Source organism: Solibacillus sp. FSL W8-0474 (genome assembly GCF_038004065.1).
GTDB lineage: Bacteria > Bacillota > Bacilli > Bacillales_A > Planococcaceae > Solibacillus > Solibacillus faecavium.
In genome coordinates this window covers 2,370,730-2,385,734 of record NZ_JBBOQJ010000001.1, presented here as the reverse complement: position 1 = coordinate 2,385,734, position 15,005 = coordinate 2,370,730, and the positions used below count along the sequence as shown (strand labels likewise).

The following is a 15,005-nucleotide window of genomic DNA, read 5'->3' as shown; positions in this document are numbered from 1 at the left end:
GGTAATAATACCTTTTGATTATAATGCTTTATAATTAACTTTTTAACTAGGCTAAAAAACCATTTTTTGTGAAAATTTTTAACTAAACAAATATCAAATCTTTGTATATACTGAATGTATCGGAGGTTGATATTCGTGGTTATTTTTGAAAATAGTTTTTTTGAGATTACAGTAAATAATGAAATAGTATATATAAAAACAATTCAACCAGGTTTTTTATTAAAAGACTTTGATATGATTGTACGTTTAAATCCTCGCATCAAATTAACCAATTTCGCAGTATTGAAAAAAGTATTAATGGAGATTACATCTACCCCCGTAGAAATAGGTACTTGGCTCCCAGCAATTACGATTGAAGTATCACGAGATAAAATGTCTGCTTCTCTTTTCGTCTATGAAACGGTAGAGTCCATTCGAGTAAATCCACAATTATTTCTGGATGATGTAAAAAATATATTATCTCAAAATAATATTAGGTATGGTGTTATCGATATTCAAATCGAATCAATCGTAAGTGGCAAGGCTATAATGATCGCCCAAGGAACACCTCCTATTAAAGGAGATGATGCAAAAATCACCTATTTACAGCTGCCTAATCGAAAACCCGTTATTCGAGAAGATGGTACAGCGGATTATTACGATATGAATTTTATATTTGAAATTGAACAAGGGACATGGTTAGGCGAAAAGATTCATGCCAAACCCGGTACTCCTGGAATAAATGTGTACGGAGAGTCAATTCCTGCACAATGGGGGCGCGATCTGCCACTAAAATATGATCGTAAATCAGCATATGAAAAGGAAGAAGACGGAAAAACAGTTCTTCTTTCAAAAATTAGCGGTGTGTTTGAAAACCATAAAGGAATGATAAGTGTTAATCATCATTTACCGATTAATGGTGATGTTAGCGTTGAGACTGGCAATATTGATTTTAATGGATCAATTTCTATACGAGGTACGGTTCAGCCAGGATACTCTGTCATTGCAAAAGGGGATATTTCGATTGAAGGTCCAGAAGGTGTATCTGGTGCGAAACTCATTAAATCGACAGATGGAGATGTTTTTATACGAGGTGGCATTTTTGGATTAGGTCAAACCCGTGTTGAAGCAGGAGGCAGTATATTCGTAAAACATGTAAATGAAGCCCATCTGGTAGCAGGGAAAGATGTTAATATTGGGTTTTATGCTTTAGGATCTATCATTACAGCACAGTCGATTTTTGTGGATGAACGAAAAGGTAAAATTATAGGTGGTACAGCTATTGCCAAAAATAAAATCGTTACAGCCATTACTGGAAACCGACTGGAACGAAGAACAGAACTAATTATAAATGGCGTAAATAAAGCAGAGGGGCTTGAGCTCATTCAATCGAAGGCCGCATTGCTGAAGACGATGCAGGAGGATATCTTGCAGTTGGAAAACCAAATAAATCGTCTAATGCCGGTCGTCCAGAAATTGACGAAGCCACAACTTGCAGTGTTTGAGCAAACAAAGCAGAAGCTTGAATATAATAAATCGACGGCAATGGAGCTGGATCGGGAAATTAAGCAGTTAATGAATGATTTGCGTAAAGTCGGAAAGGAAGAAATCGAAGTGAAAAAAGAAGCTTACCCCGGAACGTATATTCAAATTGGTAAAAAGTCTTCGTTTTTATCGACGATGACCAATGGAAGATTTTTAATTGAAAACGGAGAGCTGAATGTATAATGAATGATATACCTGTTTTTGCTCATCGTGGTGCATCGAGTTTTTATTTGGAAAATACTTTCTCTGCATTTAAAAAGGCAAAAGATCTGGGTGCAGATGGAATTGAACTTGATTTACAAATTTCAAAAGACGGCATTTTAGTTGTGTTCCATGATCTCGATTTGAAAAGGCTGGCAGGAAAGAATAGACTTGTTTCACAGTGTGATTACAAGGAGCTCGTAAAATACAATTTAGGTCCCCGCTTTAAACGGTTCTTTCTTCAAGAGAGGATGATGTCCTTTGAGGATGTGCTGAAGTGGGCAAATAAAGAAAATATATCACTCAACATAGAATTAAAAGAATCACTTATTTCCAAAGAGAATGTACTAAAATCATTCCTACATAATATACAATTGCCGGCAAACAGTCATTTTTCGTCATTTCATGATTCATTATTAAAATCAGTGAAAGAAGTCCTGCCGAAAGCTGAAACGGCCATCATTATAACGAAAAAGTTCGATTGGAATTCATTAGGGAAATGCGATTATATTGATGCTATTCATGCACATAGGAAATACTATAAAATGCAGTACTTGGAATTGTGTACAGCATCAAATATGGGTATACGATTTTACGGAATTAGGGGGAACGAACCATTTTTAAAAACTCCCCATCAAGCGGTGATTGGCTGGATAACCGATTTTCCACATAAAGTACTAGAAGCTCAACAACGTAAAAAAGGTGTCTAGAATATTTTCTAGGCACCTTTTTCGTATACTCAATTATTTTTGCCAGCGCTCCGATACTTTACCGCTCTTGCGATCCCGATGTAGTAAAAACCCTGCAAAAAACAAAAACGCTACAGCAAAAAAGATGGCGCCTACAATGAATTGTAACCAAATCCATGGAAATGGTGAAATTAATATACCAAAAAGAGTATCGCGCATAAATTTAATACCAGCAGCCATTAAAATTGCTGGAATAACTAAAACGATAAATGCAGCCATACGTGCCATTAAAAGACCTCCTACCGACTGATTGCACAGCCCACCGTATAATCAGGCTAATGTCATTATTATTGAAGTTTCACTTAATTTTACAATGACACAAAAGAATGTCAATAACATCAATCCAAATTAACGAATTCAATTAAAAGATATGTCGAATTTACATCAACATGTTATGTTAGCATAATAAAAGTCTCATAGAAAATATTGTTTTTTTAGCGCTCATAAATGCTCAAAATTGTCCGAATTTTCTAATTTAATTAAATTTGGAGATTTCTAGTTGCATCATTTTTAAATTATAAGTATTGTAAAAATAACGATAATAAAATTATACAAATTTAAGTATTTATTATCTTAATTAACAAAAAACAATAATATACGAGAAAGTAAGCGCTTTCTTAAATGGAGGAGTAGAGTATTATGGAGATTTTCAAGTACATGCAGAAGTATGATTTTGAGCAAGTTGTCTTTTGCCAAGATGAAGCATCGGGGTTAAAAGCGGTAATTGCAATTCATGATACAACATTAGGTCCAGCTCTAGGAGGTTCACGGATGTGGACTTATGCCTCAGAGGAAGCGGCAATTGAAGATGCACTTCGTCTAGCCCGTGGAATGACATATAAAAATGCCGCGGCAGGTTTAAATTTAGGCGGTGGTAAAACCGTAATTATCGGGGACCCATTCACAGATAAAAATGAAGAAATGTTCCGTGCTTTAGGGCGGTTTATCCAAGGGTTAAACGGCCGTTACATTACAGCAGAAGATGTAGGTACGACAGTGGCCGATATGGATTTAATTCACGAAGAGACAAATTATGTAACAGGTATTTCGCCAGCATTCGGTAGCTCAGGCAATCCGTCGCCAATTACAGCATATGGTGTATTTTTAGGGATGAAAGCAGCAGCGAAGGAAGCGTTTGGCGATGATTCACTGTCGGGTCGTACAGTAGCAGTACAAGGGCTTGGAAATGTTGCATATACTTTATGTGAATATTTACATAAAGAAGGCGCGAAATTGATCGTAACTGATATTAATCAGCAGGCGATTGACCGTGTCGTATCAAATTTTGATGCTGTCGCAGTTGCACCGGATGCAATTTACGAGCAGGAAGTCGATATTTTCTCACCATGTGCACTTGGCGCTATTGTAAATGATGTAACGATTCCACAATTAAAAGCAAAAGTGATTGCAGGATCGGCGAATAATCAGCTGGCAGAATCTAGACACGGTAAAGTATTGCATGAAATGGGTATTGTCTATGCACCGGACTATGTAATTAATGCCGGTGGTGTAATTAACGTAGCTGACGAATTATACGGCTATAACCGTGAGCGTGCGATGAAGCGGGTTGAAACGATTTACACAAGTTTAGAGAAAATTTTTGCGATCTCGAAAAAGGAAGATATTCCAACATACTTAGCAGCGAATCGTTTGGCTGAAGAGCGTATTGCCCGTGTAGCAAAATCTCGCAGTCAGTTCCTGCAAAATGAAAAAAACATATTAAATGGACGTTAATAGATTTCTTTTAGCTTCTCACTGAAAGAAAAAGCCTTTGTTAAATGTGACGGATGTGGTTTTGCAACAAAATGCCACATCCGGATGATGCAGAGGTATATTGGATTTTAAATGCAAAAAGGGGTGTTGGAAATGGCGAAAGATTATGATGTTGTGATTTTAGGCGGTGGCACAGGCGGTTATGTTGCTGCAATACGTGCTTCACAGCTTGGCTTGAAAACGGCAATCGTTGAAAAAAATAAGCTTGGAGGCACATGCCTACATGCGGGCTGTATTCCTACGAAAGCATTGCTCCGCAGTGCAGAAGTATATGTACAATCAAAAAAAGCGCTTGATTTTGGAGTGGAAGTTAATGATGTAAAGGTTAACTTCGAACAAGTTCAAAAGCGAAAGTCAAACGTCGTAGAGCAACTTTATAAAGGTGTCCAACACTTAATGAAAAAAGGAAAAATTGATGTATATGACGGTTTCGGACGTATTATGGGTCCTTCTATATTCTCACCGATGCCAGGAACCATTTCAGTAGAAATGAATGACGGTACAGAAAATGAAATGCTTGTCCCAAAAAACGTAATTGTCGCGACAGGCTCCCGTCCTAGACATCTGGATGGGTTAAAAGTCGATGGGGAAAAAGTTTTCACATCGGATGAATTTTTAACAATTGAAAAGCTGCCTAAGTCCGTTATTATCATCGGTGGTGGTGTGATCGGCGTTGAGTGGGCTTCGATGCTTGTTGATTTTGATGTCGATGTCACGATTTTGGAACTAGGTGACCGTTTATTACCGACAGAGGATGAGGCGATTTCTGCTGAGATGCTGAAATCATTGAAAAAGCGTGGTGTAAACGTCCATTTGAATGTGAAGCTTGATCCTTCGGCAATTAATGTACAGGATAATGTATCACTACAGCTCAATGATAAGGAAATTTCGGCAGAGGCACTTCTATTGTCAGTCGGAAGAATAGCGAATACAAAAAATATTGGACTTGAAAACACGGAAATAGAAGTCGAAAATGGCTTTATTTCAGTAAATGATAATTTCCAAACGAAAGAAAGTCATATATATGCTATTGGAGACGTTATTGGTGGAATGCAGTTGGCACACGTCGCATCACATGAAGGCATTTTGGCGGTGGAACATATTGCTAGCGGAAATTCGAATCCACTTCACTACGCCAACATTGCAAGAGGTGTTTACAGTAATCCGGAAGTAGCAAGCGTTGGTCTTACAGAACAACAAGCAAAAGATAACGGCTATAGTGTCGTATCGACTACTTTCCCGTTCAAGGCAATAGGTAAAGCAATTGTTTATGGGGAAACAGAAGGATTTGTAAAGGTCATTGCGGATGAAAAAACAAATGATTTAGTAGGTGTACACTTAATCGGTCCTCATGCGACAGATTTAATATCTGAAGCAGCACTGGGGCTATTTTTAAATGCTTCTCCTTGGGAACTTGGACAAATGGTGCACTTGCATCCTTCGTTGAGTGAAATTATCGGAGAAGCAGCACTTGCAATTGAAGGAAAAGCAATCCATTTTTAACTTCTAATAACTTTTAGCGTTATGATTCAATTATGCAAAGAAATAATTGATAAATGATAGGGGGTATTTTATGACTGAAACAAATATTACACACGAAGAGTTAGGATTAACGGATGCAGATGCAATTGAAATGTATGAAACGATGCTAATGGCACGGCGTATAGATGAGCGTATGTGGCTATTAAATCGTGCAGGCAAAATCCCATTTGTAATTTCATGTCAAGGGCAGGAGGCAGCTCAAGTAGGGGCTGCATTTGCACTGGACCATACTAAGGATTATATTGCTCCGTACTATCGTGATATGGGGGTTGTCCTTCACTTCGGTATGACAGCAAAGGATTTAATGCTATCTGCCTTTGCAAAAGCTGAAGATCCAAATTCAGGCGGTCGTCAAATGCCGGGACACTTCGGACAAAAGAAAAACCGCATTCTTACGGGCTCATCGCCTGTAACGACACAGTTACCACATGCAGTTGGTGTGGCACTTGCAGGAAAAATGCAGCAAAAGGACTTTATTACATTCGTGACATTAGGTGAAGGTTCGTCAAACCAAGGGGATTTCCATGAAGGAGCCAACTTTGCAGGCGTTCATAAATTACCGGTCATTATCATGGTTGAAAACAATCAATATGCAATCTCTGTTCCAGTAGAACGTCAGTTGGGCTGTGCACAAGTATCTGATCGTGCAATTGGCTATGGCATGCCTGGAGTAACAGTAGACGGCAAAAATCCTTTGGAAGTGTACAAAGTTATTAAAGAAGCAGCAGATCGTGCACGCAGCGGTGGGGGCCCTTCTTTAATTGAAACGGTTACTTTCCGTTTAACAGCACACTCTTCAGATGATGATGATCGTCAATACCGTACAGCCGAGGATATTGCAGAAGGAAAGGCAAAAGACCCGATTCTTCTTTTTGAAGCATACTTAAAAGACCGCGGAATTGCGGATGATAAGTTATTTGAACAAATAAATGATCGCGTAATGCTAACGGTTAACGAGGCGACAGACTATGCAGAAAATGCAGCTTACGCCTCACCGGAACATGCGATGCGTTTCGTGTATGCGGAAGGAGAGGATGCGTAATGCCGGTAATTTCTTATATTGATGCAATTAATTTAGCAATGAAAGAAGAAATGGAACGTGATGAGCGTGTCTTCGTATTAGGAGAAGACGTTGGTTTAAAAGGCGGGGTATTTAAAGCGACAACCGGTTTATATGACCAGTTTGGTGAAGCGCGTGTGCTTGATACACCTTTAGCTGAAAGTGCTATAGCAGGTGTTGCGATTGGAGCAGCGATGTATGGGATGCGTCCAATTGCTGAAATGCAGTTTGCAGACTTTATTATGCCAGCAGTGAATCAAATTGTTTCAGAAGCAGCAAAAATCCGCTACCGATCTAACAATGACTGGAGCTGTCCGTTAGTTGTCCGTGCTCCATTTGGCGGTGGGATTCACGGTGCACTATACCATTCACAATCGGTAGAAGCAATGTTTGCCGGGACACCAGGATTAAAAATCGTTATTCCTTCAACGCCATATGATGCAAAAGGATTATTAAAAGCGGCTATTCGCGATCCGGACCCAGTATTATTTTTTGAACATAAGCGTGCTTACCGACTGATTAAAGGGGAAGTACCTGCAGATGATTATACATTGCCGATTGGCAAAGCGGATGTAAAGCGTGAAGGTGATGATGTCACAGTGATTACGTACGGATTAGCTGTTCATTTTGCCTTACAAGCTGCAGAGCGTTTAGCCAAAGATGGTATTGAAACACATATTCTGGATTTGCGTACAGTGTATCCTCTTGATCAAGAAGCGATTATTGAAGCCGCAAAGAAAACAGGGAAGATCCTGCTTGTAACAGAGGATAATAAAGAAGGTAGCATTATGAGTGAAGTAGCAGCGATTATTGCAGAGCACTGTCTATTTGATTTAGATGCTCCAATCAAACGATTGGCAGGACCTGATGTTCCCGCGATGCCATATGCACCAACAATGGAAAAGTTTTTCATGATTAATCCTGACAAAGTGGAAAAAGCCATTCGCGAACTCGCTGAATTTTAGTTAATAGATTAAGAATTATATAGAATTTCGCAATAAGTAAGCCACAACTTTGTAAAGGAAAGAGTTGATTGGAATGGAGGGGAGGCGACTCCTAGGGGAATAGCACCAGGGAGAGACTACAAGCTTGATCCGTCCTCCTGGAAAGCGTCCGATCCGGAATGGAAATCAACTCTAACATTATGCGGAAGAATTATTTTATATGTGGAAATTTGTACTATTTCACCAAAGTGTTATTAGTTAAAGGGGGATTGTTAAATGACCATTCAAAATATTGTCATGCCACAACTTGGCGAAAGTGTAACAGAAGGTAAAATCGAACGTTGGCTTGTCCAGGTGGGCGATAAAGTAAATAAATATGATCCGTTGGCAGAAGTGACTACAGATAAAGTAAATGCAGAAATCCCTTCTTCTTTTGCAGGTGTTATTAAGGAACTCATCGCTTCTGAAGGGGAAACTCTGCCAGTAGGAGCAGTTGTATGTACGGTTGAAATAGAAGGGTCTGAACTGCCAGCTGCACCTGTAGAAAAAAGCTCAAATGTCAGCTCAGCGATTTTAAATGCAGGAGTACAGCGAAAAGAAGAAGAGCCTGTTGCAAAAAAAGAGGAGAAGCCAGCTCGTACAGAACGAAAACCGGGCAGATTTTCTCCAGCAGTTTTAGCATTGGCAAACGAACATGATGTAGACTTGTCCCAAATCGAAGGTACAGGAACGGGCAACCGTATTACGAGAAAAGATGTCGAAGCATACGTGGCAGCTGGAAAGCCTACTAATCAAGCAATCTCAAATGATGAACAACCAGTAGCATTTGTTGAGCCACAGGATGAAATGACACCTCAACCACAGCCTTCGTCACCTTCTCCAGCTGCACCACGTCCAAACGAACAAGTGACGGCTGCAGGAGATATTGAAATTCCGGTAACACAAGTACGTAAAGCGATTGCGAAAAACATGCTACGCAGTACACATGAAATTCCTCATGCATGGATGATGATGGAAGTGGATGTAACCGAGCTTGTTGAATACCGTGATAGCATTAAAGAGGAATTTAAGAAAAAAGAAGGCTTTAACCTGACTTATTTTGCATTCTTCCTAAAAGCTGTTTCACAGGCATTAAAAGAATATCCAATCATCAACTCTGTATGGGCTGAAGATAAAATTATTCAAAAGAAAGATATTAATTTATCAATCGCAGTTGCTACTGATGATGCATTGTTTGTGCCGGTTATTAAAAATGTCGATGAAAAATCGATTAAAGGCATTGCGAGAGAAATTCACGAATATGCACATCTTGTACGCAATGGGAAGCTGAAACTCGAGCATATGCAAGGTGGTACATTTACGGTCAACAATACGGGTTCATTTGGTTCTGTTCAGTCAATGGGCATTATCAACCATCCACAAGCAGCCATATTGCAGGTGGAAAGTATTGTAAAGAAGCCTGTAATAGTACAGGGTAATATGATTGCACCGAGGTCCATAGTAAATTTATGTTTATCATTAGATCATAGAATTTTGGATGGTATGATTTGTGGTAAATTCCTATCTCGTGTGAAGGAAATTCTCGAAAACGTAGATAAAAAGAAGATGTCAGTCTACTAAAAGTGCCGCGAAAGCCTGTAAAATAAGGCTTTCGCGTTTTTTTTTACTTTATTGTCAGAACATTCTCGTGTAAAATATAGTACAGAAATATAACAAGGGGGGAAGCTACTAAGCGTCCACATGTCAATGAATATGAAAGATATTGAATTTCAGTCTGCTAGCTACAATCAGTGGAAGGAAGAAGCGGTAAAAGCTTTAAAAGGAAAACCGTTTGAATCCCTATTCACAAAAACGATTGAAAACATTACGCTTGAGCCACTATATACACAAGAAACATTATTGGAGAAGCTGGGGTATCAATTAGAAAAGCAAGTATCAACGATTCGCTCGCTAACTGAGTCAGCAAGTTTTACTGTTGCACAGCAAATTAATGGGGCAGATGCTGCAAGCTTTTTTGCAAACCTAGAAGAAAGCTTATTACGCGGCAACGAAATGATTACTATCTACAGCCCTGTTGCTTTTGACTGGTCAGAAGAAAATTTAAGCAAACTCGCTACTTATTTTTCTGAAAATTCATTTAAAGTTACAGTGAAATCTTCTGAAGATGACGTGTTACGTGTATTTGATTATATAGATAAATCAAAACGTGCAGCTGTAAAAGGATTCATTGTTGCACCAGAAGCCATTTTGCTGGCTGACTATCCAAACGTCCGTACATATGCGGCCGACACAGTTCCGTTCCACAATAATGGCGCAAATGCAGTTCAAGAGGTTGCTATTGCATTAGTACAAGCTGCTGAACTGGCTAAAGATATGGATGATTTCAAAGAATTTGAAAATAAATTTTTCGTGCAATTTGCTGTCGATACACAATTCTTTGCAGAAGTCGCAAAAATCCGTGCATTCAAAGTGTTATGGAAAGCGTTTACTTCAGCATTTGGTCATGAAGCAAGTGCAGTACCGGTAGTAGCTGAAACATCTGTACGCAGCTTCTCAAAGTATGATGTATACGTAAACTTATTACGCGCAGGAAACGAAGCATTCTCAGCGGCAATCGGTGGTGCCGATGTAATTACAGTGCATCCACATGACGCATTAACAGCACTGACTGGCCAATCTGTCCGTATTGCACGCAACGTATCCCTTGTTACAAAAGAAGAGTCTCATGTAACAAACGTAATCGACCCAGCTGGTGGTTCATACTTTATCGAATCATTGACAGCTGATTATGTAAAAGAAGCATGGGCACTGTTTTTAGAAATCGAAAAAGCAGGCGGATTACACGCTTACGGAATCGATGCAAAAATTGAAGAAGTTTATAATACAAGAATCGCGCAAGTGGAAACACGTAAGCATTCTTTAATTGGTACAAATATTTATGCAAATCCTGTAGATGAAATCCCTACAGCTGTAAATGCTCAATTTGCTGATGTGAAGCGCATTGCACTTCCATTTGAAAATTTGCGTGCTAATTTTGCTCAAGCAGGATTAAAGCCAGCTATTTTAACATTTGGTGAGCTGAAAAACTATAAGCCGCGTGCTGATTTCGTACAAGGCTTCTTTGCAACAGCAGGAATTGTGGCACATCAAACTGCCGGGTTCCAAACAATTGAAGATGCTGTGCAGTGGTTAGAAAGCGCGGAATATGATTATGTGGTTGTTGCAGCTACTGATGATGATACAAAGGCCATTTTACCGACACTGCTACAAAGTAAAAAAGCAAATGTCGTAATAGATGTTGCTGGTAAATTCAAAGATGATGAAGCAGCATGGACTGCGAACGGCTTAAACGGCTTTATTTTTGCAGGTCAAAATATTGTTCAGAAACTAAATGATGTCGTGACGCGTGTGAAGGAGGTACAACAATGAGTAAAGCAAATTTCGAATCCGTTGTAATTGAAGATGTGCTACAGGCGGAACAACTTACTTCTACAGGCTCATATTTAACAAATGAAGGCATCGAAGTAAATTCGGTATACAATCAAGCGGATAATCAACAAGCTAAACATTTAAATGATGTGGCAGGTATCGCGCCTAATACGCGTGGACCATACCCTACAATGTATGTTGCTCGTCCATGGACAGTTCGTCAATATGCAGGCTTCTCGACAGCAGAGGAATCAAATGCGTTTTACCGTCGTAACCTTGCGATGGGACAAAAGGGATTATCTGTAGCATTCGACTTAGCAACACACCGCGGTTATGACTCAGATCATCCTCGTGTAACAGGGGATGTCGGAAAAGCCGGAGTGGCAATCGATTCTGTTGAAGATGCGAAAATTTTGTTTGACGGAATTCCGTTGGATCAAATGTCGGTATCTATGACTATGAATGGTGCTGTACTACCTGTATTGGCTTTCTATATTGTGGCTGCAGAAGAACAGGGCGTTTCACCAGACAAATTGGCAGGAACGATTCAAAACGACATTTTAAAAGAGTATATGGTGCGTAATACGTATATTTACCCACCGGCTATGTCGATGAAAATTATTGCCGATATTTTCGAATATACAGCGAAATACATGCCAAAATTCAACTCGATTTCTATTTCGGGCTACCATATTCAAGAAGCTGGTGCGACGAATGATATCGAGCTTGCTTATACATTGGCTGACGGTTTGGAATATGTACGTACGGGATTAAAAGCAGGTATTGATATCGATGCATTTGCACCACGATTATCATTCTTCTGGGCTATCGGTATGAACTACTACATGGAAATCGCGAAAATGCGTGCAGCACGTCGTATTTGGGCACAAATGATGTCTACATTTAACCCGAAAAATTCAAAGTCTCTTGCACTACGTACACACTCGCAAACATCAGGCTGGAGTTTAACGGAGCAAGATCCATTCAATAACGTAACGCGTACATTAATCGAAGCGAATGCAGCAGCGATGGGGCATACTCAATCACTTCATACGAACGCACTCGATGAAGCAATCGCCTTGCCAACAGACTTCTCGGCTCGTATTGCACGTAATACACAGTTATTCCTGCAAGAAGAAACGGGTATGACGAAAGTAATCGATCCATGGGGCGGTTCGTATTATGTTGAAAAACTAACAGAAGAACTGACAGAAAAAGCATGGGAATTAATCGAGGAAATTGAAGGGCTAGGCGGTATGGCAAAAGCGATCGAAACAGGTCTGCCAAAAATGAAAGTTGAAGAAGCTGCGGCAAAACGCCAGGCAAAAATCGACTCAAAAGCAGAAACGATTGTTGGGGTTAACAAATATCGTCTTGCTGAAGAAGACCCGATTGATATTTTAGATATCGACAATGCAATCGTTCGTGAAGCACAAATTGCACGACTTGAAAAAATGAAGGCAACACGTGATGAAGCGGAAGTGCAAAAACATTTAGCCCGTCTTACAAAAGCAGCTGAGGATGGCTCTGAAAACTTATTGGCGATTGCTGTAGATGCAGCTCGCGCACGTGCATCATTAGGTGAAATTTCTGATGCGATTGAAGCGGTATCAGGTCGTCATAAAGCGATTATCCGTTCAATTTCAGGGGTATATTCAGCAAACTTCTCAGATGATGAAATGATTGCTGAAGTAAAACAAATGACAGAAGACTTCCTAGAAGCAGAAGGCCGTCGCCCACGTATTTTAGTAGCGAAAATGGGACAAGACGGACATGACCGCGGTGCGAAAGTTGTTGCAACGGGATATGCCGACTTAGGCTTTGACGTAGATATTTCTCCATTGTTTATGACGCCTGAAGAAACAGCTCAAATGGCAAACGAAAACGATGTTCACTGTGTTGGTGTTTCTTCACTTGCAGCAGGACATAAAACATTAGTGCCTGAATTAATCGCGGAACTGAAAAAACTAGGTCGCGAAGATATTATCGTTATTTGCGGCGGGGTTATTCCAGCTCAAGACTACGATTTCCTATATGAAGCAGGTGCTGTAGCCATTTTCGGTCCAGGTTCAGTAATTCCGGTTTCAGCAATGCGTATCATTGAAGAAATTTACAAGAAGCTAGGCTATGAGGAAGTGGCGGAATAATGATGCCACATCAAGACAAAAGTGCTTTATTTGTCATGGATGGCGTGAAGGGTGGTCATGATGGTATGAGCTATTCAAACCCAAAGAAATTCAGGAAAAAAAAGCAGGAAGCGCTTGATATTCAACAGTTAGCAGGGGAAGTTCGAGCAGGTGACCGTACATCGCTTGCAAAAGCCATTACGCTTATCGAAAGCTCGAACAATACCCATAAAGAAGACGCGCAAAAGCTGTTACAAGAGCTTTTGCCGCATACAGGCAATGCGATTCGTATTGGCATTACGGGTGTTCCAGGTGCAGGCAAAAGCTCATTTATTGAAGCGTTTGGTACAATGCTTTGTAAAATGGGGAAGCGCGTAGCCGTGTTGGCGATAGATCCTAGCTCGTCACTTTCAGGTGGTAGTATTTTAGGGGATAAAACGCGGATGGAAGAACTAGTGCGTCAAGAAAACGCATTTGTTCGTCCATCACCTAGTGCCGGGACATTAGGCGGTGTCCATAAAAAATCTCGAGAGACAATGCTTTTATGTGAAGCAGCTGGCTATGACGTAATTTTAATAGAAACAGTCGGTGTCGGACAAAGTGAAACGTATGTACGCGGCATGGTCGATTTCTTCCTACTGCTCGTATTGACGGGTGCAGGCGATGAGCTGCAAGGTATGAAAAAGGGCATCATGGAGCTTGCGGACGGCATTATCGTCCATAAAGCGGATGGTGACAATGTTCGCCCGGCACGTCGGACAATGCAGGAATACAAACAAATACTTCACTTCTTGCAGCCATCCACACCAGGCTGGTTAAGTACAGCTTTAACTGTTTCTTCAATGGAGAAAAAAGGCCTGGATAACGTTTGGGCGATGTTAATGGAATTTGAGCAGACCGTGAAGGAGTCCAACTATTGGAATCTCCGACGACATAAACAAACACGTGATTGGTTCCATTCGATGATTACCGACCATTTAATCGATTCGTTTTATAAAAATTCGGATCGAAAAAAGCAAGTACGTTCACTTGAGGATGAAATTTTGCATGGACGTTTAACCGTTACACAAGGGGTCAATGCATTATTTGGTGAAGAAGACAATAATAAATGAATCAACAGTCTTTGCACATCTTTCGTAACCTTGCTATAGTAAAAAGGAATATTGAAAGGGGCTAAAAAGCTTATGAACATGGATTATGATTTATTTATGCAACAAATTACAACGACTGCACGTGCGGAAATGGAAGCAGCTGGCTATGAACAACTGCGCACTCCGGAAGAAGTAGAAGCAGCGTTTGCTCGTAAAGGGACTACACTTGTAATGGTGAATTCTGTATGTGGCTGTGCAGGCGGTATTGCACGTCCAGCAGCAACACATGCTGTACATTATGATAAACGTCCGGATTATTTAGTAACAGTATTTGCTGGTCAAGATAAAGAAGCGACAGCAGCTGCTCGTTATTATTTCGGTGAAGATCACATTCCATCATCACCATCATTTATCTTATTAAAAGATGGTCAAGTTGTTGGAGAAGTTGGTCGTTTTGAAATCGAAGGTCATGATCCAATGAGTGTTGTAACAAACCTACAAGGACACTTCGAAGAGAACTGCGAAGAAATCTAAGCGATTATTTTAAGTGGACGGGTGTCATAATG

At 40.1% G+C, this 15,005-nt stretch carries 12 protein-coding genes; 11 read left to right on the top strand and 1 reads right to left on the bottom strand.

The features are described 5' to 3' along the window. Positions 1-135: 135 nt before the first annotated feature. Both NYE67_RS12005 and NYE67_RS12000 read left to right on the top strand, forming a co-directional pair. Positions 136-1,707 (top strand): DUF342 domain-containing protein, encoded by a 1,572-nt coding sequence (locus NYE67_RS12005; protein WP_340728322.1) that lies wholly within the window; start codon positions 136-138, stop codon positions 1,705-1,707. Continuing rightward, complete coding sequence (locus tag NYE67_RS12000; RefSeq protein WP_340730186.1) at positions 1,707-2,435, top strand: glycerophosphodiester phosphodiesterase; 729 nt, start codon at positions 1,707-1,709, stop codon at positions 2,433-2,435. The genes NYE67_RS12005 and NYE67_RS12000 overlap by 1 nt, the downstream gene beginning before the upstream one ends. A gap of 33 nt (positions 2,436-2,468) precedes the next feature. Here the strand turns inward: NYE67_RS12000 and NYE67_RS11995 are convergent, their stop codons facing one another. After that, the gene (locus NYE67_RS11995; RefSeq protein ID WP_340730185.1) at positions 2,469-2,702 is read right to left on the bottom strand and encodes a DUF2627 domain-containing protein; all 234 of its coding nucleotides are present in this window, start codon (positions 2,700-2,702) and stop codon (positions 2,469-2,471) included. Positions 2,703-3,113: 411 nt separating this feature from the next. Here NYE67_RS11995 and NYE67_RS11990 point away from each other — a divergent pair, with 411 nt between their 5' ends. The 9 genes from NYE67_RS11990 to NYE67_RS11950 all read left to right on the top strand — a co-directional run bounded on the left by NYE67_RS11990 (position 3,114) and on the right by NYE67_RS11950 (position 14,973). Then, positions 3,114-4,208, top strand: coding sequence for a Leu/Phe/Val dehydrogenase (locus NYE67_RS11990; RefSeq protein WP_340728319.1), 1,095 nt, complete (start codon positions 3,114-3,116; stop codon positions 4,206-4,208). Positions 4,209-4,340: 132 nt separating this feature from the next. After that, entirely contained in the window at positions 4,341-5,750 is a 1,410-nt protein-coding gene (gene lpdA, locus NYE67_RS11985; RefSeq protein ID WP_340728317.1) for a dihydrolipoyl dehydrogenase, read from the top strand. 70 nt (positions 5,751-5,820) lie between these two features. After that, positions 5,821-6,831 (top strand): thiamine pyrophosphate-dependent dehydrogenase E1 component subunit alpha, encoded by a 1,011-nt coding sequence (locus NYE67_RS11980; RefSeq protein WP_340728316.1) that lies wholly within the window; start codon positions 5,821-5,823, stop codon positions 6,829-6,831. Further along, a complete protein-coding gene (locus NYE67_RS11975; protein WP_340728315.1) occupies positions 6,831-7,814 on the top strand; it encodes an alpha-ketoacid dehydrogenase subunit beta in 984 nt (327 codons plus the stop codon). The genes NYE67_RS11980 and NYE67_RS11975 overlap by 1 nt, the downstream gene beginning before the upstream one ends. 255 nt (positions 7,815-8,069) lie before the next feature. Next, a complete protein-coding gene (locus tag NYE67_RS11970; protein ID WP_340728314.1) occupies positions 8,070-9,413 on the top strand; it encodes a dihydrolipoamide acetyltransferase family protein in 1,344 nt (447 codons plus the stop codon). Between the two features lie 132 nt (positions 9,414-9,545). After that, entirely contained in the window at positions 9,546-11,222 is a 1,677-nt protein-coding gene (locus NYE67_RS11965) for a methylmalonyl-CoA mutase family protein (RefSeq protein ID WP_340730184.1), read from the top strand. Continuing rightward, positions 11,219-13,369, top strand: coding sequence for a methylmalonyl-CoA mutase (gene scpA / locus NYE67_RS11960; protein WP_340728311.1), 2,151 nt, complete (start codon positions 11,219-11,221; stop codon positions 13,367-13,369). The genes NYE67_RS11965 and scpA overlap by 4 nt, the downstream gene beginning before the upstream one ends. Continuing rightward, the gene (gene meaB / locus NYE67_RS11955; RefSeq protein ID WP_340728310.1) at positions 13,369-14,460 is read left to right on the top strand and encodes a methylmalonyl Co-A mutase-associated GTPase MeaB; all 1,092 of its coding nucleotides are present in this window, start codon (positions 13,369-13,371) and stop codon (positions 14,458-14,460) included. The genes scpA and meaB overlap by 1 nt, the downstream gene beginning before the upstream one ends. 72 nt (positions 14,461-14,532) lie before the next feature. Then, positions 14,533-14,973, top strand: a complete 441-nt coding sequence (locus NYE67_RS11950) for a BrxA/BrxB family bacilliredoxin (protein WP_191699952.1) — start codon at positions 14,533-14,535, stop codon at positions 14,971-14,973. The last annotated feature ends 32 nt before the right edge of the window (positions 14,974-15,005 follow it).